Consider the following 21,833-nt stretch of genomic DNA (forward strand, 5'->3'; position numbering starts at 1 on the left):
TGCAACCTATAGGTCCGCCTCCGGCGGGTTCAGGGTCGTCGAGAGGCGGGTGAGCCCGTCGGCGAGCGTCGCGATGTCCTGCGTCGACCACGTCTCCAGCCGGCTGCGCCACTCCTCGTGCCGCGCGCGGGAGACCTCGTCGAGCCGGGCGCGCCCCTCGTCGCCGAGCTCCAGCAGGAACGCGCGGCCGTCGGAGGGGTCGGGTCTGCGCTCCACGAGACCGAGCTCCAGCAGCGCCGAGACCTGCCGGCTCATCGTCGACTTGTCGAGCCCGAACTCCTCCGCGAGGTCGACGAGGCGCACCGGCGCCATCCGCGCGATGGCCAGCAGCACCGCGTAGCTCCCGGCGTCGACGCCGGGGTGCAGGCGCGTGGCGAGTGTGCGCAGGACGCTCCGGGAGCGCCGCAGCAGCATGCTGACCTCGTTCTCGAGGCGCTCCACCTGCCGGTCGTGCTCACTCAACGGGCCGCACCCCGTCGCGGTGTCGGCGGGCGAGGTCGCGGTAGATCTGCGGGTTGCCCTCCACCCACCACCGGGCGGTCTCGGTGAGCGGGCCCTTCGTCCGCGCGACCGCGCCGAGGACCAGCTGTCCGTCGGGGACGACGGTGTTCGGCGGCACGGTGGCTCCCGCGCCGACCAGGCAGCGTGCCCCGATCCGGGCGCCGTCCTGGATCGTCGAGCCGTTGCCGATCAGGGCCTCCGCGCCGATCACGCAACCGTGCACGACGCAGAGGTGGCCGATCGTGGCACCGGCGCCGATCTCGGTGACGGGGTCGTCGCCGCCGTGCAGCACCGACCCGTCCTGCACGTTCGCGCCCTCGCGCACGATGATCGGCCCGAAGTCGGCGCGCAGCACGGCGCCGTACCAGATCGAGGCGTGCGCCTCCACGCGCACGTCGCCGACGAGGGTGGCGGTGGGGGCGACGAACGCCTCGGGATGCACGGTGGGGGAGATCCCCTCGAACGAGAACAGCGGCATGGTCGCAGCGTGCCGCACCCGGTCGGGTGGATCGGACGGGGGATGGGTCGCGCAGGGGGCAACCTGGTGCTCGTGAAGCGATGGATGGCGCCACTGCTGGTCCTGCTCGCCGCGTGCGCGGCGCCCGTCCCCGCGCCCGCGTCGTCGGGACCGGCGGTCACCGCGTCGGCGCTGCCCGTCTACTTCGTCGCCGAGACCGCCGACGGGCCGCGGCTCTACCGGGAGTTCCGCCGGGTCGAGACCGCGGATCCGGCGAGCGACGCGGTGCGGGAGATGTTCGCGGGCGCGGTCGACCCCGACTACCGCACACCCTGGCCGGCCGGCACGGCCCTGCGCGCGCCGGTCGGGACCGGGAGCGGCGTGATCACCGTCGACCTCACGGGACTCCCGGCGGACCTCGGCCTGCCCCTGCAGCAGCTCGTGTACACGGTGCAGGGTGCGTTGCGGTCGACGGACCCGGTGCGGATCCTGGTCGACGGCGAACCGGTCGACGGGCTGGCGGACCCGGTGCCCCGCGCCGACCCCTACGCCACCCGCTCGCTGGTGCAGATCGACGCCCCGGCCGACGGGGCGGTGGTCGGCGGTCCGGTCGAGGTCACCGGCGAGGCCGCGGTGTTCGAGGCGACGCTGCACTGGCAGGTGCTGAGCGACGGCGAGGTCGTGGCGTCCGGGTTCACGGGCACCGCGGAGGGGCAGGTGTTCGCGGCGTTCGCGTTCACCGTCGACCTCCCGCCGGGGGAGCACGTCGTGCGGATCGCGGAGGACGACCCGTCCGACGGGGAGGGGCGTCCCGTACTGACCGACGACAAGGCGATCACGGTGACCGGCTGACGCCGACCCGGCTCAGGGCAGGGGCGGCGGGGTCGGCTGCGGCAGCGTCGGAACCGGCGGGGGCGGAACCGGCGGGGGCGGAACCGGCGGGGGCGGAACCGGCGGGGGCGGAACCGGCGGGGGCGGAACCGGCGGGGGCGGGGGCGGCGGGTACAGGCCCAGGCCGGCCAGCTCCAGCTCGGCCAGGCGGTGCACGGTCACCCGGTCGTCGCGGCGCCACGCCGCGGCCGGGTCGGGGGAGACGGCGAGCAGCCTGCGCACCGGCGAACGGGTCAGTGCCCGCAGGGCGAGAAGATCGGTGTCGACGGCGCGGGCCGTCCGTGCGGAGCGGGCCGCGATGATCCAACGCACCCGCAGCGTCAGCCAGACCAGCACCACCGGGGCCGCACCGATCAGGACGATCCCGACGGCGGTGCCCGTGGCCGCGGTCGCGACCGCGGCCACCTGCTCGCGTCCGGCGTTGCCCAGCGACTCCCCGGCCCCGGTCCCCGCGCCGAGCGACCGTGCCAGGTCCTCCCCGATGAAGGGCAGCCCGCGCGCGGCGTTCGCGGCGTCGGTGAACGCCGACCGCACGGCGTCCCCGGCGTCGGCCAGCGTCATCGCCGGCCCCTGCAGCCCGTTGACCAGGGCCTTGGCCGCCTGAGCGACGTTGACGACCAGCACGACCCACAGCACCGCTAGCACGTCGGCGAGGATCTGGAGCGCCATGCGGGAGGGGCGTTCGGCGTAGGGGCGCATGGCCGCGCAGCGTATCCGCGGCGGGATCACGTGAACCGCTGCGGGAGGAGACCACGCCGTGGGACCATCGGGTCATGTCCGACGAGGGTCTCGAGCGCCGGGTGCGGAAGCTGTCGGTCGAGCACGCCGAGACGCGGTGGCTCGCGCTCCGGCTCGACGACGACGTCAAGGAGATCCGGCACGAGGTGCGGGCCGTGCAGGACGTCCAGACCGAGCACACGGCGCGGTTCGACTCCGTCGACGGGCAGCTGCGCTCGCTCACGCAGCTGGTCGGTCAGGTGCTGGAGCGGCTGCCGGAGGCACCGGGCGAGTAGGTCAGAGCAGGCCGAGCTTCGTGGCCGCGTAGACCGCCTCGGCGCGGCGGCTGACCATCAGCTTGCGCATGAGGTTGCCGACGTGGAACTTGACCGTGGTCTCGGAGATGAACAGCTCCGCGCCGATCGCCCGGTTGGACAGGCCGCGGGCGAGCAGGCGCAGGACGTCGAGCTCGCGCTCGGTGAGCCGCTCCCGGTCGGGGACGCCGCCGGAGAGCGACCGCACCATCGCCGACGCGCTGCGGGCGTCGAACGCGCTCTCCCCGCGCGACACGGCGCGGATCGCGCGCACCAGCTCGGTGGTGTCGACGTCTTTGACGACGTACCCGCGTGCGCCCGCCTGCACCGACTCGACGACGAGCCGGTCCTCGGCGAACGTGGTCAGTACCAGCACGCCGAGGCCGGGGTGGGCGGCGCAGAGGCGGCGGCAGACGTCGAGCCCGTCGGTCTGCGGGCCCGCGGTGAGCTTGAGGTCGAGCAGTACGACGTGCGGCCGGGACGCGGCGACGGCGGCGATGGCGTCGGTCGGCGTGCCGGCCTCCCCGACGACGCGCAGGTCGTCCTCGCGCTCCAGCACGGCACGCAGTCCCTGGCGCATGATCGAGTGGTCGTCGACCAGAACGATCCGCGTCGGCATCGGCCGGGCCCGCGTCGGGGTGTCGGTACGGGTGGCGGCATTCACGGTGTGCTCCTGTCGGGTGCGCAGGGGACGGGGACGTCCACCTGCACCTGTAGCCCGCCGAGCCGGGCGCGCCGGAACGTCAGCGATCCGCCCAGCTCGCGGGCGCGGGTCTGCATGTTGACCAGTCCGCGGTGCTCGCCGGACGGGGTGGCGACGCTCACCCGCAGGCTTCGCCGCACGGCGTCGGGGCTTCCGCGGCCGTCGTCGGAGATGGTCAGCCGGACCTGCCCGCAGGTGTACGCGAGCCGCACGACGGCCTTGCTCGCGTCGGCGTGCACCGCGGTGTTGAACAGGGCCTCGCCGGCGATCCGGAACAGCGACTGCTCGCAGTCGGCGGGCAGCGCCACCGGCTTGCCGCCGATCCGCACCTCGACCCGCAGCTCGTCGGGCATGTGCACACCCGAGAGGCGCCGCAGCATCGACGGCAGGTCCTCGTCGGCGCAGCCGTCGCGCTCGTTGAGGGCGTAGATCGCCGAGCGCAGCTGCTCGACGGCGCGGCGGGTGAGGTCCTTCGCGGTGTCGAGCTGTCCGCGCAGCCGCTCGTCGTCGATCTCGGAGCGCACCAGCTCGATGTGCATGCCGGCCGACAGCGCGTACTGGGTGACGCTGTCGTGCAGCTCGCGGGCGATCCGGTGGCGCTCCTCGTCGAGCACCTCGCGCTGGCGGGCCGCCCCCAGCTCGGCCTGCGTGGCGAGGAGCTGGTCGTTGCGGGCCTTGAGGTCGTCGGCCTGGCTGGTGGCGCGGGCGTAGAGGCGGGCGGAGTGCTCGTGCAGCGCGCAGTTCTGCAGCGCGGCGGCGGTCTGACCGGCCAGGATGCGCAGCACCGACTGGTCGGTGGCGTCGATCTCGCGGTCCTCGGGCGTCCAGGCGATGAACCCGCCGACGACCTTCCCGTCGAGCCGCACGGGCACGTGCAGGTGCCGGCGGGTGACCTCGGCCGCGTGCTGGTGGTCGGTGTCGTCGTCGGCGTCGCCGAGGTGGACGTGCCGGACGTGGTCGCGGATCCGGACCGGCACCGTCGCCAGGTCGGGCCACTCGGCACCGTCCGGGCCGCGCACGAGGTGCCGCGGCGCCGCGTCCGGCAGCTCACCGTCGACGATGGCGAACGCGACCCACTCCGCCGAGAGGTGGTTGGCCGCGGCCTCGACGACGGCCCGCACCAGCGCCTCGGATCCCTCCATCGTGCGGACGAGCGCCGCGGAGATCCGATCCAGGGCATGGATGACCCGGCGCATGCGCTCCGCGGACACCCGGTACTCCGGGTAGTAGTGCGGCTTGCCCGACCGCAGCCCGGTGAGTGCCTCGAGGTCCGGCCGGGGCCGCGCCGGGGTGCGCTTGGGGGGCCACGCGGCGGTGGTCACCTGGCCGTCACATCGCCGCCCGGAACAGGCTCTCGATGTCGTCGAACGACGCGCCCCGCGGGTTCGTCGTCAGGCAGGCGTCGCCGAGCGTGAGCTGGGCCAGGCGTGGGATGTCGGCGTCGGTGACGCCGAGCGAGGACAGTCCCTTCGGCACCCCGACCTCGTCGCCCAGCTCGCGCACGGTCTCCGCGACCATGTGCACGGCCTCGTCGGCGGGGGCGCCGAGCACGTCCAGGCCCATGGCCTGCGCGATGGGGACGAAGCGCTCCGGGGAGTCGGCCCCGTTGAAGCGGATGACGTGCGGCAGCAGCACCCCGTTGACGACGCCGTGCGGCAGGTCGAGCATCCCGCCGACCTGGTGGCTCATCGCGTGCGTGGCGCCGAGGATCGCGTTGGTGAACGCCAGCCCGGCCTCCAGCGCGGCCTGCGCCATCAGTGAGCGGGCCTCCGGGTTGCGCGGGCGCAGCATCGTCTCGGCGAGGTTCGAGTTGACCAGCGAGATCGCCTGCAGCGCGTGGTGGTCGGTGAGCGGGCCGTGGGCCAGCGAGACGAACGCCTCGATGCCGTGGGTGAGGGCGTCGAGACCGGTGGCCGCGTTGAGCCACTCCGGCATCGTGACGAGCAGCCGCGGGTCGACGACCGACACGTCGGGGACCAGGGCCCGGCCCATGATCGTGATCTTGGTGTGCCGCTCGGTGTCGGTGACGATGCAGAACTGCGAGACGTCCGCCCCGGTGCCCGACGTCGTCGGCATCATGATCAGCGGCGGGATGGGGTGCGCGATCCGGTCGATGCCCTCGTAGTCGAGGATCCGCCCGCCGTTGGCGGCGAGCAGGGCGATGCCCTTCGCCGCGTCGATGACCGAGCCACCGCCGATGCCGAGGACGACGTCGCAACCCGACTCGAGGTAGCGCTCGTAGCCCGCCTCGATCTCGTGGTCCTTGGGGTTGGGCGTGAGGTCGAGCCACACGTGCGGGGCGAGCCCGGCGGCGGTCAGCTGGGCCAGCAGCTCCGCGGGCCAGCCCGCGTCCATCACCCCCGGATCGGTGACGACGAACGGCCGCCGCGCGCCGAGGCGGACCGCGGCGTGCGCGGCCTCGGACAGTGAACCCTCCCCGAAGACGATCTCCGGAGCATGGAACTTCGACAGCCGCAGCGGCTCGTGCTCGGAACGCTGCTCCGGGCTGCGTCGAGCGAGGAGCACCGAATCGCCGACCCGGCGCGCTTCTCCGACGAGGACCACATTGCCCCCTTGCATTGCTTCGGCCTGCACACCGAGGTGACGTGATGCACAGCGCAGTCGAGGCTACAAGAGGAGCGGGTCGAGTGGGCGGGGCGAAAGGGTGCGGTGTCCGCCGATCGGGGAGGTCGGGTGGTCCGGGTGTCGCAGGCTCCGGAACCGACCCTGCCCGTCCGGACGGGATCAGCCGACGTGGATCGGGCCGTCGCGCTCCGCGAGGCGGACGCCGGCGCCACCCCAGTGCTGCGCGATCATCTCCGCGGCGATCGACACCGCGGTCTCCTCCGGGGTGCGCGCGCCGAGGTCGAGCCCGATCGGCGACGACATGCGCGCGAGCTCCACCTCGGTGAGGCCCTTCTCGCGCAGCCGCGCCTCCCGGTCGTCGTGGGTGCGTCGCGAGCCCATCGCGCCGATGTAGGCGACCTCCGGCAGGCGCAGCGCGACCTCGAGGAGCGGCACGTCGAACTTGGGGTCGTGGGTGAGGACGCAGAGCACCGTGCGCCTGTCGACGCGCCCGGCGTCGGCCTCGGCCTGCAGGTAGCGGTGCGGCCACTCGACGACGACCTCGTTCGCCCCGGGAAACCGGGAGGCCGTGGCGAACACCGGCCGCGCGTCGCACACCGTGACGCGGAAGCCGAGGAAGCTGCCCATGCGGGCGACGGCCGCGGCGAAGTCGATCGCGCCGAACACGATCATCCGGGGCGGCGGCGCGAAGGACTCCACGAAGACGGTGAGGCCCTCCCCGCGGCGCTGGCCGTCGACACCGTAGGTGACCTGTCCGTTGCGGCCGGCGTCGAGCAGGCCGCGGGCGTCGTCGCGGATGGCGTCGTCGAGCCGCGACGCCCCGGTACCGCCCTCGACGTGGTCGGGCCACACGATGAGCCGCTTGCCGAGTCGTTCGGCGGGCCCGGAGATGACGGTGGCGACGGCGACGGGGGACTCCCCGCGGATCGCCTCGGCGATCCGGCCGAGCTCGGCGTAGGTCTCCGGGTTCACCTTCTCGACGAAGATGTCGATGATCCCGCCGCAGGTCAGGCCGACGGTGAACGCGTCCTCGTCGGACACGCCGTAGCGCTGGAACAGCGGGCGGCCCTCGGCGAGGACCTCCTGGCCCAGCTCGTACACCGCGCCCTCGACGCAGCCGCCGGACACGCTGCCGACGGCCTCGCCGTTCGGTCCGATCAGCATCGACGCGCCCGGCTGGCGGGGAGCGGAGCTGTAGGTGCCGACGACGGTGGCCAGTGCGGCCGTCTCGCCCTTGGCCCACCACTCGTCGAGCTTGCCCAGTACGTCACGCATTCCGAACCACCTCGAGAAGCTCTTCCAGGGTGGCCAGGCTGTGCCCGGCCAGCAGATCGTCCAAGTACGGTAGGGCGGCGACTATTCCGCCCTGCACCGGGGCGTACCCGTCCTTGCCTGCGTGCGGGTTGACCCAGACGAGCTTGTGCGCGAGCCGGTGCAGCCGCGACATCTGTACGCCGAGCAGTTCGGTCTCGCCGCGCTCCCACCCGTCGGAGAACACGACGACGACCGCGCGCCGGGCGGCGCCGCGCTGCCCCCACCGGTCGACGAAGGCGCGCATGACCTCGCCGAGCCGGGTGCCGCCGGACCAGTCCGGGATCGCCCGGCCTGCTGCGGCGAGCGCACGGTCGGCGTCGCGCATGCGGAGCTCGCGGGTGATGCGGGTGAGTCGGGTGCCCAGCGTGAACGCCTCGACGGTGCCCGGCGAGCGCCGCACGACGACATGGGCGAAGCGCAGCAGGGCGTCGGCGTAGGGCTCCATCGACCCGGAGACGTCGACGAGCAGCACGACGCGGCGCGGTCGGCGGGACTGGTCGCGGCGCCGCAGGTGCCGCATCTCGCCGTGGTCGCGCAGCGCGGCGCGCAGGGTGCGGCCCGGGTCGGTGGCCCCGTGCCGGGAGGGCCGCAACCGCCGCGACCGCCGGGTCGGCAGCTCCGGGCGCAGCAGTGCGAGGAGGCGGCGCAGGTGCTCGCGCTCGGACGGGGTGAGCTCGGCGAGGTCGCGGTTGCGCAGCACCTCGTTGCCGCTCGCGCGCGTGAAGACCTGCGTGCTCTCGGTGCCCTCGTCGTCGGACTCGCCCTGCGTCGACGGCGTGAGTGCGGCCAGCTTCGGCGGCGGCGGCTTGCGCTCGTCGACGATCCGGGTGCGGCCGCCGCCGCGTGGCGGGGTGAACCAGTCCTCGAAGGCGCGGTCGTAGCGCGGCAGGTCGTCGGGGTCGGAGCACAGCGTGAGGCGGCCGGCCCAGTAGGTCTGGGTGCGGCTGGTGACGTCGAGTGCGTCGAGGGCGGACAGGAAGGCCGCCACCCGGTCGGTCGTGACGGCCAGCCCTGCGCTGCGCAGGACGACGGTGAAGCCGACGAGTCCCTCGATGGGATCGCCGACCGGGGTCTCGGTGCTGGTCACGGGCCCGTCAGGAGGCGAGCAGGGTGTCGAGCTGCTTGCGGACGCGGTCGGCGTCCTCGCGGTACTTCAGCACGGCCCCGAGGGTGGCCGCCGCGCTGTCGACGTCGAGGTGGTTCGCGCCGACGAGCTGCAGCGCCCGGGCCCAGTCGATGGTCTCCGCGACGCCGGGGGGCTTGAGGAGGTCGGCCTGGCGCAGCGCGCGGACGGCCCCGGCCACCTGGGCGGCGAGCCGCTCCGGGATCCCGGGCAGGCGCGAGTGCAGGATCTCGATCTCGCGCGCCAGGTCGGGGTGGTCGAGCCAGAGGTAGAGGCAGCGGCGCTTGAGGGCGTCGTGCACCTCGCGCGTGCGGTTGGAGGTGAGCACGACCAGCGGCGGGACCGTCGCCCGGATCTCGCCGATCTCCGGGATCGTGACGGCGTGCTCGGTGAGCACCTCCAGCAGGAACGCCTCGAACTCGTCGTCGGCGCGGTCGATCTCGTCGATCAACAGCACGCTCGGCGTGGTCTGCAGCGCCTCGAGGATCGGGCGGGCGAGCAGGAAGCGCGGGTCGTAGAGGGAGGCTTCGACGGCCTCGGTGTCGAGGGCCCCGCTACCGGCCGTGGCCTCGAGGGCGCGCAGGTGCAGGAGCTGCCGCGGGAAGTCCCAGTCGTAGAGCGCCTGGGAGGCGTCGATGCCGTCGTGGCACTGGAGCCGGATCAGTTTCGCGCCCAGTACCTGGGCGAGTGCCTGGGCGAGTGCGGTCTTCCCGGTTCCGGGTTCCCCCTCGCAGAACAAGGGGCGATTCATCCGCATCGCGAGGAACGTGGCGGTCGCCAGCCCGTCGTCGGCGAGATATCCGGTGGAGCGCAGAGCTGCGGCCAACGCGGCGGGGGAGTCCGCCGGACCTGCGGGGCGATCGTTCACGGCCCCAGCATGACGGACCGCCCGGGCACAAGCCACCTCGGGCGGCAGGGCCGCTCGCGGTGGGTGCACGGGCGATGACGCTCGGTCGAGCAAAAGGTGTGACGGGTTCGGCAATACTTTCACTTTGAACGCAATGGTTCGGCCGTGATCGACCCGTGATGGCAGGCGCGTGACCTGGTGATGTCCACGTATCGCCCACGTAATGCTGCCGTTACCGTGACAATCGTCACTCCACGGAAGTTGGACGTTCTGCCTGTTCCGGCTCGTAGCGTCGTCCGTCGGTCGATCCGTGAGGGTCGTCCGAAAATGCATCCGGAACCGTCGCGCCACACCCTGTCCCGCGGCTCCGGTCCGTCGAGATGAACACGGGACAGGGATGAGGACGCCGATTCCCGGCCACTGCACGACGGTGATCGAGGACCGGCAAAGGACGCGTCCGCGGATCACTCCCTGCCGCTGACGAGCACGTCCTCCGATACGGTGCGAATTGGAGAGCATTGAAAATGACTTCTCGACCTGCAATCACCACGGGCCGAAGTCTCCTGCGGCTGGCCGTTGCCGGCGCAGTTGTCGTGGGCGCCCCCCTCGCCCTCGCCGGAACCGCCAATGCCGCACCCGACTCCGACTGGGACCGCCTGGCCCAGTGCGAGAGCGGTGGCAACTGGAGCATCAACACGGGCAACGGCTACTCCGGTGGCCTGCAGTTCAGTCCCACCACCTGGCGCGCCTTCGGTGGCACCGGCTCGCCGCACAACGCGAGCCGCGCCGAGCAGATCGCCGTCGCCGAGCGCACCCTCGCCGCGCAGGGCTGGGGCGCCTGGCCCGCCTGCTCCCGCAAGCTCGGACTCAACGGCTCCGCCGAGCCCACCCGCGTGCGCGCCTCCGCCCCCGTCGAGGCCCCCGCCGCGGCAGCCCCGTCGTCGTCCGGCGGTGGCAACTACACCGTCCGCGCGGGCGACACGCTCTCCCGGATCGCCGCCGCGAACGGCACCACGTGGCAGCAGCTGTGGAACGACAACAGCGACGTGCTCAGCAACCCGAACGTGCTGCGTGTCGGGCAGTCGATCCAGGTCTGACGCTCAGGTCGAGTTGACCCACTCGTCGGACCCGTCGGCGAACGCCTGGTGCTTCCAGACCGGCAGCAGGCGCTTCACCTCCTCGACGAGCTCGGCGCAGGTGTCGAAGGCCTCCTTGCGGTGATCGGCGGCGACCGCGCACGCCAGCGCGACCTCGCCGATCTCCAGGCGACCCACCCGGTGGCTCACCGCGATCGCGCGGACGCCGGTGGACCGGGCCGCCACGTCGGCGGCCACCTGCTCCACGACGGACCCGGCCGTGGGGTGCGCGCTGTACTCCAGCCCGCGCACCGCACGGCCGCCGTCGTGGTCGCGCACGACGCCCGCGAACGTCACCACGGCGCCCGCGGCGGCGTGGTCGACCAGTGCGGCGTGCTCGGCCACGTCGAGGGGCTCTTCGCCCACCGCGGCACGTACGACGATCGTCATGTGTGGTCGCCTCCCCTGAGCTGGTCCACGGCGTGGTCGAGCACGCCCGCGAGCACGCCGAGACCGTCGCGAACTCCCCCTGTCGATCCGGGGAGGTTCACGACCAGCGTGCGGCCCGCGACACCCGTGAGGCCGCGCGAGAGCACGGCGGTGGGCACGGTCGGTGCGCCCGCGGCGCGGATCGCGTCGGCCAGGCCGGGCACCTCGTAGTCGAGGACGCCGCGGGTGACCTCCGGCGTGGCGTCGGTCGGCGAGATGCCGGTGCCGCCCGTGGTGATCACGACGTCGACGCCGTCGGCGACCGCGGCGCGCAGCGCGTCACCGACGGGCTCGCCGTCGGGCACGACCGCGGGGTCGGGGGTCTCGTAGCCCCGCTCGCGCAGCCAGTCGGCGATCAGCGGGCCGCCGCGGTCGGCGTACACGCCCGCCGCCGCCCGGTTGGACGCGGTGACGACCCGCGCGCGCTTCACGAACGGTCCTCGGGCCGCACCCAGGTGCCGGTCTTCCCGCCGTCCTTGCGCTCGACGCGCACGTGGTCGAGCACCGCGGCCGGGTCGACCGCCTTGACCATGTCGTGCAGCGCCAGCCCGGCGACCGCGACGGCGGTGAGCGCCTCCATCTCGACGCCCGTGCGGTCGGTCGTGCGCACGGTGGCGCGGATGCCGACCTCGGCGCCGTCGGGCGTGAGGTCGACGACGACGCCGCTCAGTGCGATCGGGTGGCACAGCGGGACGAGGTCCGGGGTGCGCTTGGCGCCCATGATCCCGGCGATGCGGGCGGTCGCCAGCGCGTCGCCCTTGGGCAGGCCGTCGCGGCGCAGCAGGTCCACCACCTCCGCCGTGGTGCGCAGCACCCCCGTCGCGACCGCGGTGCGCGCCGTCGCCACCTTGTCGGTGACGTCCACCATCCGGGCCGCGCCGGCCCCGTCCACGTGCGTCAGCTCCACGACGCAGACCCTACGGCGCGGGCCCGGGGACGTGTCGGCCGCCACGGAACCGCCGGCGGAAGTGATGTGCCTCACATGGGCGCAACCCTTTCCGGTGACGCGCGTCGTGACTATCGGTCGCGGTGACCTGCGCAGACGTCACCCCATCGGGCCGGCCGTGTCCAGGTTGGACGGCGAGTCGCGCGGACACGCCGTCTTGGAGTCCGCCCCAACCGCACGTAGCGTCGCCGACGGCCGCCCGGACCCCCGATCCGGACGGCCCCCGGTGTCGCAGCGCTCCCCTGTCCGGCGACCCGGAGACCCGACCTCCTCACGGATTCCGCGTGGGACAGGAACGGACCGGCCGCTCCCCGCCCGCGTCCGTGCGCCGCGCCGGAGAAGACCCATGGCTCGATACCGCGGCCGTCACCGTGCCCCCGCGAAGTTCGACGGCGCCGGGCGGGCCATCGCCCGCACCGCGCTCGCCGGAGCCGTCGCCGGTGTCCCGCTCGTGATCGCGGCCCCCGCCGCGAGCGCGGCGCCGGACAGCGCGTGGGACCGCCTCGCGCAGTGCGAGAGCGGCGGCCGGTGGGACATCAACACCGGCAACGGCTACCACGGTGGCCTGCAGTTCTCCCCGAGCACGTGGCGCGGGTTCGGCGGCGGCGAGTTCGCCCCGGTCGCCTACCAGGCGAGCCGCGCGGAGCAGATCGTCGTCGCGGAGCGGGTGCTCGCCGTCCAGGGCTGGAACGCCTGGCCGAGCTGCTCGCGCCAGACCGGCGTGCGCGGGGAGGCGGCCTCGGAGCGCTCCGCCCCGGCTGCTGCGCCGGCCGCCCAGCCGGAGCGGGTGCGGCTCAGCGGCCCCACCGACGGCGGGTACGTCGTGCAGCGCGGCGACACGCTCAGCCGTATCGCGAGTGCCCGGAACGTGGCGGGCGGCTGGCAGGCCATCGTCGAGAAGAACCCGGGCCTCGCCGCGAACCCGGACGTGATCCGCGAGGGTCAGCGGTTGTCTCTCTGACCCGTGAACCGGGCCAGCGCCTCGGGGGTGTCGACGTCGTCGGGATCGGCGACGTCGCCGCACTCGACCAGTTCGACGTCGGGGTTCCCGCCGAGGTAGGCGCGGGCCCCGGCGTCACCGGTGGCCGACGCGGCGACCGCGTCCCAGTGGGTGCGGCCGAGCAGCACGGGATGGGCCGGGCGGCCGTCGTAGGCGGCGCGGCGCAGCGCGGTGGGGCCCACCGGGGCGGCCACGAGCCGCGCCACCGCCTCCGCGGTGACCCCCGGCAGGTCCACGAGGTGCACGAGGGCGGCGTCGCCGTCGAGGGCTGCGAGGCCCGCGCGCAGCGAGGCGCCCATGCCGGACCCCCAGTCGGGGGCCCGCACGGTGTGCACGCCCGCGGGCAGCGCCGCGGCCACGTCGTCGGCGGCGGCGCCCAGCACCACGACCAGCGGGGCGCAGCCGCCGTCGGCGAGCACGCGCAGGGCCCGGCGGACGAGCGGTTCGCCGTGCAGCTCGACCAGCGCCTTGGGGCCGCCCATCCGGCGCCCCGCACCGGCCGCGAGCAGCAGGCCGGTGACCGTCGATGGACGGCTCAGCGGTTGATCTCCGTGACGGGGTGCACGTAGGGCACCTCGTCGAGCGGGAACTCGATGTCGCCGAAGGGCGACAGCGAGCCCTGCACGGGGCTGGCGAGCTCGCTGACGGGGTGCTCGCCCTCGGGCAGCTCCGGCCAGGTGGGGTCGATGCGTCCTGCGGGGGCGGCCTTCGCCACGGTTCCTCCAGGTGTCGGTGGTCGACCGCCAGTATCTCCCATGCCACCGACTACCGTGGACCGGTGCCCACGCCGCTGGTCGACTGGCTGCGCGCCCAGGACGACGACACGCTCGCCCGGCTCCTGGCGCTGCGCCCCGACCTCGGGGTGCCCCCGCCCGCCGACGTCACCGTGCTCGCCACCCGCGCCGCGATCCGGGCCTCGGTCCACCGCACCTGCGACGAGCTCGACACCGTCACCCTCGCCGTGCTCGAGGCCCTCGCCGTGGCCGACGCCGACACCGCACCCGTGCCCCGCACCGAGATCGCCCGCCTCCTGGGCCCCGACGTCCCCGCCGCTGTCCTGACCGACGCCCTCGACGCCCTGCGCGCCCGCGCTGTCGCCTGGGGCCCCGACGCCGAGATCTCGGTCGTCCCGGCCGTCCGCGACGTCGTGCCCCGCCACCCCGGTGGGCTCGGCCGGGCGTCGACGGGGCCCGCGGGGTCCTCCGCGCTGGCCGACCTGCTCGCCGGCGTCGACGACGAGGAGCGGCGGGTGCTGGACACGCTGGCCGCGGGCCCGCCGATCGGGCGCAGCCGCGGCGCGGGCGACACCCCGGTCGGGCGCCTGCTCAGCCGCGGGCTGCTGCTGCGTACCGACCCCGAGACCGTCGAGCTGCCCCGCCAGGTCGGCCTGGTCCTGCGTGGCGACCGCCCGCTGGGGTCCGTGGTGGTCGACCCGCCCGACCTCGCCCCCCGCGACCGCGGCGCGGACGTCGTCGACGGCACCGCGGCAGGGGCCGCACTCGGCGTCCTGCGGCAGGTGGAGCTGCTCCTCGCGTTCTGGGGCCGCACCCCGCCGCCCGCGCTGCGCTCCGGGGGCCTCGGCGTGCGCGAGCTGCGCCGCGCGGCCAAGGAGATGGACGTCGACGAGCCGACGGCCGCGCTGCTCGTCGAGGTGATGGTGGCCGCCGACCTCGTCGGGACGACCGACGGCGTGCCCGCGGAGTTCCTGCCGACGACCCACGCCGACGTGTGGCTGGCCGGCGGCCCGGAGGTGCGCTGGTCGCTGCTGGCCCGCACCTGGCTCGCGCTGCCCCGGCTGCCCGGGCTGGTCGGCCGCAAGGACGACGCCGGGCGTCCGATCAGCCCGCTGTCCGACGCCGTGCGCCGCCCACTGGCCCCGCGCGACCGCCGCCGCGTCCTCGCCGGGCTCGCGGAGCTCCCGCCGGGTACCGCCCCCTCCTCGCCCGCCGCGCTGGCCGACCTCCTCGCCTGGCGCGCCCCGCGCCGTGGCGGCCGGCTGCGCGACGAGGTCGTCGGCTGGGCGCTCACCGAGGGCACCGTGCTCGGCGTCGTCGCCCTCGACGCGCTGTCCACGCCCGGCCGGGCGGTGCTGCAGGACCCGGACCGGATCGTCGCGGCGCTGCGGGCCGCACTGCCCGAGCCGATCGACCACGTGCTCCTGCAGGCCGACCTCACCGCCGTCGCGCCCGGCCCGCTCGTGCCCGAGCTGGCCAGGGAGCTCGACCTGATGGCGGAGGTCGAGTCGGCGGGTGGCGCCACGGTCTACCGCTTCACCGAGGCCACCGTCCGCCGGGCGCTGGACGCCGGCCGTAGCGCCGCCGACCTGCACGAGCTCTTGGCGCGCCGCTCCGCCACGCCCGTGCCCCAGGGCCTGACCTACCTCGTCGACGACGTCGCACGCCGCCACGGGCGCCTGCGCGGCGGCGCGGCCGCGGCGTTCCTGCGTTCCGACGACGACGTGCTGATCTCGGAGGTGCTGGCCCACCCGGACACCATCGGGCTGGAGCTGCGGCGGATCGCCCCGACGGTCGTCGTGAGCCCCCTGCCGCTGGTGGAGCTGCTCGACGGGCTGCGCGCCGCAGGGTTCACCCCCGCCGCGGAGGACACCGGCGGAGCCGTCCTCGACCTGGCGGCCCGGGGGAGGCGCACCACGCCCGCCCGCCGCTCACCGGAGCGCGGCCTGCCGCCCCAACCCGACCCCGCCCAGCTGACCGCGCTCGTGTCCCGCATGCGCGCGGGTGACGCGCTCGCCGGCGTGCGCCGCAGCGCCACCAACGGTCGGTCGAGCACGCTCGACACCCTGCGCCGCGCGGCGCAGGAGAAGCTGACGGTCTGGCTCGGGTTCGTCGACGGGCACGGCGTGGCGGGCGAGCGCGTGCTGGAGCCGCTCACCGTCGGCGGCGGCGTGGTCGAGGGCCGCGACCGCACCGACGGCGGGCTGCACCGCGTACCTCTGCACCGGATCACCTCCATCGCGCTCGTGGAGGACTGACCCGGGCTCAGCGTCCGGCGCGAGCCGCCATCCGGTGGGCCATCGCGTGCTCGACCAGCGAGATCAGGGCGGCCTTGGTGGAGTCCCGGTTCCGGGCGTCGCAGGTGACGATCGGGACGGCCGGGTCGATCGACATCGCCTCCCGCACGTCCTCGACACGGTGCTGCTGCAGCCCGTCGAAGCAGTTGAGGCCGACGACGTAGGGCAGCCCGCGGTCCTCGAAGAAGTCGATGGCCGCGAACGAGTCGGCCAGGCGCCGCGTGTCGACGAGGACGACGGCACCGATCGCGCCGCGCACCAGGTCGTCCCACATGAACCAGAACCGGTGCTGCCCGGGGGTGCCGAACAGGTAGAGGATCAGCTCCTTGTCCAGGGAGACGCGGCCGAAGTCCATCGCCACCGTGGTGGTGGTCTTGTTCGGGGTTGCGGTGAGGTCGTCGTGACCGGCGCTCGCCTCGGTCATCACCGCCTCGGTGGTCAGCGGGACGATCTCGGAGACCGAGCCCACGAACGTGGTCTTGCCGACGCCGAAGCCCCCGGCCACCACGATCTTGGCCGAGATCGTCGCCGTGGTGGCGATCGTCTGAGGCCTAGAGCCGACGGAGTCCACTCAGAACCCTTTCCATCAGGGCGAGGTCCGGCGCGCTGCCGGCACTGCTCGCGGTCTGGTGCACGGTGACGACGCCGAGGCCCGCCATGTCCCCCAGCAGCACCCGGGCGACGCCCAGGGGCAGGGAGAGGAGGGCGGCCACCTCGGCGACCGAGCGCGCGGCCTCGCAGAGCTCGGCCACAGCGCGGTGTTCGACCTGCAGCAGGCCCATCTGGTCGCGGCCACGCTGGCTGGTGGAGACGAGGGTCTCGATGGCCAGGTCGAAGCCGGACTTCGTGCGTCCGCGGGTCCACGCATACGGCCGGACGGCCGACGCGCCGCCGCCCGTGCCGAACTGCTCGGCGTCGTTGACCCGCATGTCGATCGGCCCGGTCATCGGGCCGGGGTTGACCGGCTCGACGGCAGGGCGGGCGGTGGGGACGGAGGACGGTGCAGGCGTGGGGGCCTGCTCGGCGTCGTCGTCGCGCTTGCGACCCCACCGGCGACGGCGCGACGGACGCGCGCTGTCGAAGCTGAAGCCGTTCATGACGTCGGCGAAAGTCGGCTCCGAGGGTTGCCGGCGCTCGTCGTCGGGACCGGAGGTCATCGGAACATCACCTGCCTTCTTCTACCGATCGTGGTGGACGGGTCGCGTGGCTCAGGGCCCGAAGGAGCCCTGCAGCTCGGCGCGCAGCTCGGGGGTCAGCAGCTGGCCGACGCGGTCGACCAGCAGGGTCATCTCGTATCCGATCAGGCCGATGTCACAGCTCGGTGACGCCAGCACGGCCAGGCAGGACCCGTCGCTGATCGACATCAGCAGGACGATGCCCCGGTCCATCTCGACGACCGTCTGCACCACCCCGCCCGCGTCGAAGCACCGTGCGGCGCCCTGGGTGAGGCTGATCAGGCCGGATGCCACCGCGGCCAGCTGGTCGGCCCGGTCGCGGGGGAGCCGGTCGGAGCTGGTGAGGAGCAGGCCGTCGGCGGATACCACGATGGCGTGCGCGACACCGGGGACCCGCTCCGCGAAGTTGGTGACCAGCCATCCGAACCGGCTCGGCTGTGTCTGTGGCGCTGTCACTGTCGCTCCTCGTCGTGGTTTCCGCCCGCGTTGGCGGACTCGGTGGCACCGTTGGCGACATCGCCGCGGTGCCTGCTCTCGCGCCCCTGACGGACACCCTGCTGGTAGCTGGCGAGCCGGCCGCGCACGCTCTCCGCACTGCGTGCGGGGGAGACGGGCGGGGCCAGCACGGCAGATCCTGCACTGCCCGGGACGAGCCGTGCGCGCGGACGGCGCTTCGGCAACCCGGCTGCAGTGACCTCGTCCGGCCGGTCGGTGACCGGAGCGGCGTTGTTCGCCGCCAGCCAGCCCTCGTCGGCGGAGCTGGAGAACGCGGTCGGCTCCGACCGCGCGGACAGCGCCGGCGCGGGCTCGGCCGGGGCCGCCACGGGCGGCGCGACCGGCGTGGACCGGGGCTGGACCGGGGGTACGGCCTGTGCGGGCGGCACCGGCGGCTGGGGAGCCGGGGGCAGCGGGGCCGCCTGCGGCGGCGCGGCCGGCGGCTGTGCGGCCGCAGGCTGCGGGACCGAGGGCTGCTGGGCCGGCTGCTGCGGAGCCGGGGCGTAGGGCGCCACCGGCGGCGGCCCGGTGACGGGTCGGGCGGGCCGGACCGGGAGTGCGGGCGACAGCCCCGCGGCCGGACGCGGCCGGACCTGCGGCGAGGGACCCGCGGACCGGGCCTCCGCCTCCCAGTCGACCGGGAGCGGCCGGTTGGAGCGGAACCAGGCCGACGCGATCTCCTCGAAGATCGGGGTCGTCTCGCCGAGCTCGAACCCGCTGCCCTCGGGCCGCCCGGCCGGGACGGCGTCGGCCGGGGCCCCCGAGGCGGCGGCCGGTGGAGTGGCGGCCGGCGGAGCGGCGGCCGGCGGAGCCTCGGTGCGGTCGGCAGGTGTGCTCGGCGCGAACAGCCCGTCCGACCCGGCGGTGGAGGGCTCCTGGACCGGCGTCGCCGGGAAGGAGGGTGTTGGGGCGGCCGCGGCGGGCATCGACGCCGGCGGCATCGAGGCGGGGGGTGCCGGCGGCGTCGCCTGACGGGCGAAGGGGATCGGCGCCGTGGCAGGGGCGGCCTGCTCGGCCGGTTCGGCCGCGGCCGGCCGGACCGGCGAGGGCCGGCGCTGCGGCAGTGCGGGCGGGGCCGGCCGGTCGGCCGGCGTGGCCTGCGGGGCGGGGTCGGCCTGCGGGGCGGGCGCCGAGCCGTTGCCGGTGTGCGGGGCCGGGCCGTTGCCGTTGCCGGCCGGTGCCGCGGGGGGCGGCTGGGCGGCCGGGGCGTGCGGCGGCCCGCCCTGCGGCCACGGGTTGCGCGGCATCGCCCCGTTGGAGGCGGCCCGGTCCCCGGCCGGAGGGGCGTCGGGCCCGGAGCCACCGGCCGCTGCGGCGGCACCCGCGGCGGCGGCGGCACCGGCGGCGAGGCCGGTGGCCGTGCGGCGCGCGGTGCCCGCGTCGGTGGAGTCGGCGGCCGGGTCCGCGCGGTCGGCCGGGTCGGGACCCGGCTCCCCGTCGGTGGCGTGCGCGGTCTCGTCCTCGTCGGGATCGGCGAGGACGTGACGGGCGCGGTCGGCCTCCACGGCGGGCTGTTCGCGGGGGGCGACGATCGCGTACGCCGTGGTGGCGGTGTCGTCGGGCCCGCCCTCCACCGTCGTGTCCGGCTCGTCGTCGCGCCCGGCTGCGTCCTGCTCGTCCGCCCCGCGCGTGTCCTGTTCGCCTGCGTCCTGCTCGGCGGCGTCGCGGTCTTCTGCGTCGCGGTCCTCTGCGTCGCGGTCCTCTGCGTCCTGCTCGGCGGCGCCGCGGTCTTCTGCGTCGCGGTCCTCTGCGTCCCGGTCCTCTGCGTCCCGGTCGGCACCGTCGAACAGGCTGGCGGTGTGCTCGACGCCGTCGGTGTCGTCGGGGCCCTGGCCTGCGGGAGTGCCGTACCCGGCGCCGTGGTCGGGACGGTCGGAGCGCTCCTGGCGGGACCGCTCGGCCGCGGCGAGCTGGTCCTGGCGGGCCTGCTCGGCGACGGAGGGACCGTCCGGGTGCAGCGACGACCCGGGCCGCCGGGTGGGCAGCGACGGCGTTGCGGTGGACGATCCGTTGACCGGCGGGTACCCGCCGGGGCCGGGGTCGAACGCCGACGCCGGCGTGGCCGGGCCGTCGGCGCCCGCGACCAGGGCGGAGAGCGAACCGTTGCGACCGCTGCCGTTGGCCCCTCCGCGCTGCGGCGGCACGTCGAACGCGGACGGACCGCTCCCGCCCTGCGCGATGGCGGGGACGGGGCGGGCCAGCTCCCGCTCGGTGGTGGGCACGAGCTGCGCGGGCACGGTGACCGATGCGGTGAGGCCGGTGCCGGCCCCGCCCGTCGACGACGTGCTGAGCTGCACCTCGATGTTGTGGCGGGCGCCGAGGCGGCCGACCACGAACAGGCCCATGCGGCGCGACGCGGAGACGTCGACCGAGGACGGGCCGCCGAGGCGCTGGTTGGCGTCGGCCAGCTCGAAGTCGATCATGCCGACGCCGCGGTCGGCGATCTCGACCAGGATGTCGCCCTCCGCGGTGCGGGTGGTGCTCATGACCACCTGCGAGTCGGGCGGGGAGAAGTTGGTGGCGTTGTCGAGCAGCTCGGCCAGCAGGTGGACGAGGTCGCTCGCGGCGCGGCCGACGATCGTGGTGGTCGGCGGGGCCTGCACGACGATGCGCTGGTACTGCTCGATCTCCGACACCGCGGCCCGGAGCACGTCGACCATCGGGACCGGCGCGATGTTGCGCTTCGCGAGGTCGGTGCCCGCGAGGACCAGGAGGTTCTCGGAGTTGCGGCGCATGCGGGTGGCGAGGTGGTCGAGCTGGAACAGGTTCGACAGCTGGTCGGGGTCCTGTTCGTTGCTCTCCAGCTGCTCGATGAGCTGCAGCTGGCGCTCGACGAGGGCCTGGCTGCGGCGGGAGAGGTTGACGAACATCGAGCTGACGTTGGTCTGCAGCGCGGCCTGGTCGGCCGCGAGGCGGATCGCCTGCCCGTGCACCGCGTCGAACGCGCGGGCCACCTGGCCCACCTCGTCGCTGGTGTTCAGCGGAACCGGGTCGACCGTGACGTCGGGGGCGTCGCCCGCGCGCATGCTCTCGACCGCCTGCGGAAGCCGCCGCTCGGCGACGTCGAGTGCCGCGGTGCGCAGCACCCGCAGCGACCGGACCAGCGCCCGGGCCACCAGGATCGCGATGGTGATGCCGACCAGCAGGCCGAGCATCAGGATCACGGAGTTGATGCCGGCCAGGTTGCTGGCCTGCTCCTCGGCCGCGCTACTGCGGGCCACCATGTCGTCGCGGATCAGCGAGCCGGAGTTCTGCACCGCGGCCAGCGCGGTGGCGAACGCGGCGTCCCACTGGGCGGGGTCGACGACGACCGGCCGGTCCGCCGGGGTGGCGAGGATCTGCTGCTTGACGGTGGACAGCGCGCCGGTGGCGTCGCCGCCGTCGAACGTGCCGAACGCGGCGAGCTGCTCCGGGGTGAGGGCGACCTGGTAGTCGCTGTACGCCGAGGTCAGCCGGTTGTCGGCGGCGATGCTCGCCTGGCGGGCGGGATCGAGGAGCTGGCCCGCGCGGATCGAGGCGCCGAGCACCGTGTGCTGCACGGCGAGCTGCTCGCTCGCGCTCGTGGCCGCGGTGAGGGCGTCGGCCAGGCCGGCGACGTCGGGGGTGCGGAGCTGGCGCAGCAGGGCGCGCTCCAGGCCGTCGACGCGGGCGATGACCGCGCTGTAGCGCTCCACCACCTGGTCAGGGCCGGTGTTCTGGCTGGTGGCGACGTCGGTGCGCAGCGCGCCGAGCTGGCCGAGCGCGTCCTGCGTGCCCGCGAGCGCGTTGCGGGTGGTGTTGTCGAACTCGTCCGGCCCGGCCCCCGAGACGGCGTCGACCGCCTCCTGCACGTCGGCGTCGGTCTGGCCGATGCCGATGTCGAGGACGCCGCGGTCGTCGGTGCGGCCCGTGGCGACGAACAGAGCGGCCTCGTCGCGCTCCTGGCGCAGTGCGTCGGCGGCCCCCGCGACCTGCCCACGGATCTCCAGCAGGCGGTTGCTCGTGCCCAGCGTCGCCGCGTCACCCGCCTGGTCGGAGATGCGGAGCACCCCCAGCGTGAGCGCCAGCAGCGCCGGCACCAGACCGATGGCGATGAGCTTCCACGCCAGCGACCAGTTGCGCGGGTTCAGGCGCTCGGACCACGGGGCCCCGAGCTCGGTGGTGGTCACGTCAACGTCCCCCTGAGGAT

At 74.8% G+C, this 21,833-nt stretch carries 21 protein-coding genes and 1 pseudogene; 5 read left to right on the forward strand and 17 right to left on the reverse strand.

Features of this window, described 5'->3' with window-relative positions; translation table 11 throughout:
* Positions 1-6: 6 nt before the first annotated feature.
* Entirely contained in the window at positions 7-462 is a 456-nt protein-coding gene (locus I4I81_RS26515; RefSeq protein ID WP_218604969.1) for a MarR family winged helix-turn-helix transcriptional regulator, read from the reverse strand.
* Positions 455-979: a gamma carbonic anhydrase family protein gene (locus tag I4I81_RS26520; protein ID WP_218604968.1), complete on the reverse strand. Its 525-nt coding sequence runs from the start codon at positions 977-979 to the stop codon at positions 455-457. The genes I4I81_RS26515 and I4I81_RS26520 overlap by 8 nt, the downstream gene beginning before the upstream one ends.
* Positions 980-1,051: 72 nt before the next feature.
* Here I4I81_RS26520 and I4I81_RS26525 point away from each other — a divergent pair, with 72 nt between their 5' ends.
* Positions 1,052-1,810: a Gmad2 immunoglobulin-like domain-containing protein gene (locus I4I81_RS26525; RefSeq protein ID WP_218616405.1), complete on the forward strand. Its 759-nt coding sequence runs from the start codon at positions 1,052-1,054 to the stop codon at positions 1,808-1,810.
* A 12-nt stretch (positions 1,811-1,822) separates the two neighbouring features.
* Here I4I81_RS26525 and I4I81_RS26530 read toward each other — a convergent pair whose 3' ends face one another.
* Entirely contained in the window at positions 1,823-2,548 is a 726-nt protein-coding gene (locus I4I81_RS26530) for a hypothetical protein (RefSeq protein WP_218616406.1), read from the reverse strand.
* A 74-nt stretch (positions 2,549-2,622) separates the two neighbouring features.
* Here I4I81_RS26530 and I4I81_RS26535 point away from each other — a divergent pair, with 74 nt between their 5' ends.
* Positions 2,623-2,862, forward strand: a complete 240-nt coding sequence (locus tag I4I81_RS26535; RefSeq protein WP_218604851.1) for a hypothetical protein — start codon at positions 2,623-2,625, stop codon at positions 2,860-2,862.
* Position 2,863: 1 nt separating this feature from the next.
* Here I4I81_RS26535 and I4I81_RS26540 read toward each other — a convergent pair whose 3' ends face one another.
* The 6 genes from I4I81_RS26540 to I4I81_RS26565 all read right to left on the reverse strand — a co-directional run bounded on the left by I4I81_RS26540 (position 2,864) and on the right by I4I81_RS26565 (position 9,474).
* The gene (locus I4I81_RS26540) at positions 2,864-3,499 is read right to left on the reverse strand and encodes a MadR family response regulator transcription factor (RefSeq protein ID WP_218604857.1); all 636 of its coding nucleotides are present in this window, start codon (positions 3,497-3,499) and stop codon (positions 2,864-2,866) included.
* A 41-nt stretch (positions 3,500-3,540) separates the two neighbouring features.
* Positions 3,541-4,905, reverse strand: a complete 1,365-nt coding sequence (locus I4I81_RS26545) for a MadS family sensor histidine kinase (protein WP_267461534.1) — start codon at positions 4,903-4,905, stop codon at positions 3,541-3,543.
* A 7-nt stretch (positions 4,906-4,912) separates the two neighbouring features.
* On the reverse strand, positions 4,913-6,109 hold the full coding sequence (locus I4I81_RS26550) for an iron-containing alcohol dehydrogenase (RefSeq protein WP_226363589.1): 1,197 nt from the start codon (positions 6,107-6,109) through the stop codon (positions 4,913-4,915).
* Between the two features lie 219 nt (positions 6,110-6,328).
* Positions 6,329-7,444, reverse strand: coding sequence for an XdhC family protein (locus tag I4I81_RS26555; protein ID WP_218604853.1), 1,116 nt, complete (start codon positions 7,442-7,444; stop codon positions 6,329-6,331).
* Positions 7,437-8,570 (reverse strand): vWA domain-containing protein, encoded by a 1,134-nt coding sequence (locus I4I81_RS26560; RefSeq protein WP_218604854.1) that lies wholly within the window; start codon positions 8,568-8,570, stop codon positions 7,437-7,439. The genes I4I81_RS26555 and I4I81_RS26560 overlap by 8 nt, the downstream gene beginning before the upstream one ends.
* Before the next feature lie 7 nt (positions 8,571-8,577).
* A complete protein-coding gene (locus I4I81_RS26565) occupies positions 8,578-9,474 on the reverse strand; it encodes an AAA family ATPase (protein WP_218604855.1) in 897 nt (298 codons plus the stop codon).
* Positions 9,475-9,977: 503 nt separating this feature from the next.
* Between I4I81_RS26565 and I4I81_RS26570 the strand changes: the two genes are divergently transcribed.
* Positions 9,978-10,550: a LysM peptidoglycan-binding domain-containing protein gene (locus I4I81_RS26570; protein WP_218616407.1), complete on the forward strand. Its 573-nt coding sequence runs from the start codon at positions 9,978-9,980 to the stop codon at positions 10,548-10,550.
* A gap of 3 nt (positions 10,551-10,553) precedes the next feature.
* Here I4I81_RS26570 and I4I81_RS31360 read toward each other — a convergent pair.
* Positions 10,554-11,449 (reverse strand): annotated as a pseudogene (locus I4I81_RS31360) (molybdenum cofactor biosynthesis protein MoaE).
* Entirely contained in the window at positions 11,446-11,925 is a 480-nt protein-coding gene (moaC, locus tag I4I81_RS26585) for a cyclic pyranopterin monophosphate synthase MoaC (protein ID WP_218605554.1), read from the reverse strand. The pseudogene I4I81_RS31360 and the gene moaC overlap by 4 nt, the downstream one beginning before the upstream one ends.
* Before the next feature lie 385 nt (positions 11,926-12,310).
* On the opposite strand from moaC, the gene I4I81_RS26590 reads away from it, so the two are divergent.
* The gene (locus I4I81_RS26590) at positions 12,311-12,925 is read left to right on the forward strand and encodes a LysM peptidoglycan-binding domain-containing protein (protein WP_218605553.1); all 615 of its coding nucleotides are present in this window, start codon (positions 12,311-12,313) and stop codon (positions 12,923-12,925) included.
* Here the strand turns inward: I4I81_RS26590 and I4I81_RS26595 are convergent.
* Both I4I81_RS26595 and I4I81_RS26600 read right to left on the reverse strand, forming a co-directional pair.
* Positions 12,907-13,503: a nucleotidyltransferase family protein gene (locus tag I4I81_RS26595; protein WP_218605557.1), complete on the reverse strand. Its 597-nt coding sequence runs from the start codon at positions 13,501-13,503 to the stop codon at positions 12,907-12,909. The two genes, I4I81_RS26590 and I4I81_RS26595, sit on opposite strands and share 19 nt — an antisense overlap.
* Entirely contained in the window at positions 13,500-13,679 is a 180-nt protein-coding gene (locus tag I4I81_RS26600) for a hypothetical protein (protein ID WP_218605552.1), read from the reverse strand. Before I4I81_RS26600 ends, I4I81_RS26595 begins: the two co-directional genes overlap by 4 nt.
* A gap of 63 nt (positions 13,680-13,742) precedes the next feature.
* On the opposite strand from I4I81_RS26600, the gene I4I81_RS26605 reads away from it, so the two are divergent.
* On the forward strand, positions 13,743-15,956 hold the full coding sequence (locus I4I81_RS26605; RefSeq protein ID WP_218616408.1) for a helicase-associated domain-containing protein: 2,214 nt from the start codon (positions 13,743-13,745) through the stop codon (positions 15,954-15,956).
* A 7-nt stretch (positions 15,957-15,963) separates the two neighbouring features.
* Here I4I81_RS26605 and I4I81_RS26610 read toward each other — a convergent pair whose 3' ends face one another.
* The 4 genes from I4I81_RS26610 to I4I81_RS26625 are packed head-to-tail and all read right to left on the reverse strand — an operon-like array spanning position 15,964 to position 21,813.
* Positions 15,964-16,566 (reverse strand): GTP-binding protein, encoded by a 603-nt coding sequence (locus I4I81_RS26610; RefSeq protein ID WP_218606285.1) that lies wholly within the window; start codon positions 16,564-16,566, stop codon positions 15,964-15,966.
* Positions 16,547-17,152: a DUF742 domain-containing protein gene (locus I4I81_RS26615; RefSeq protein ID WP_218606286.1), complete on the reverse strand. Its 606-nt coding sequence runs from the start codon at positions 17,150-17,152 to the stop codon at positions 16,547-16,549. Before I4I81_RS26615 ends, I4I81_RS26610 begins: the two co-directional genes overlap by 20 nt.
* Positions 17,153-17,203: 51 nt before the next feature.
* Positions 17,204-17,626, reverse strand: a complete 423-nt coding sequence (locus I4I81_RS26620; RefSeq protein WP_185721140.1) for a roadblock/LC7 domain-containing protein — start codon at positions 17,624-17,626, stop codon at positions 17,204-17,206.
* Positions 17,623-21,813, reverse strand: a complete 4,191-nt coding sequence (locus tag I4I81_RS26625; RefSeq protein WP_218616409.1) for a sensor histidine kinase — start codon at positions 21,811-21,813, stop codon at positions 17,623-17,625. The genes I4I81_RS26620 and I4I81_RS26625 overlap by 4 nt, the downstream gene beginning before the upstream one ends.
* Positions 21,814-21,833: the final 20 nt, after the last annotated feature.

It is taken from the genome of Pseudonocardia abyssalis (genome assembly GCF_019263705.2).
Classification (GTDB): Bacteria; Actinomycetota; Actinomycetes; order Mycobacteriales; family Pseudonocardiaceae; genus Pseudonocardia; species Pseudonocardia abyssalis.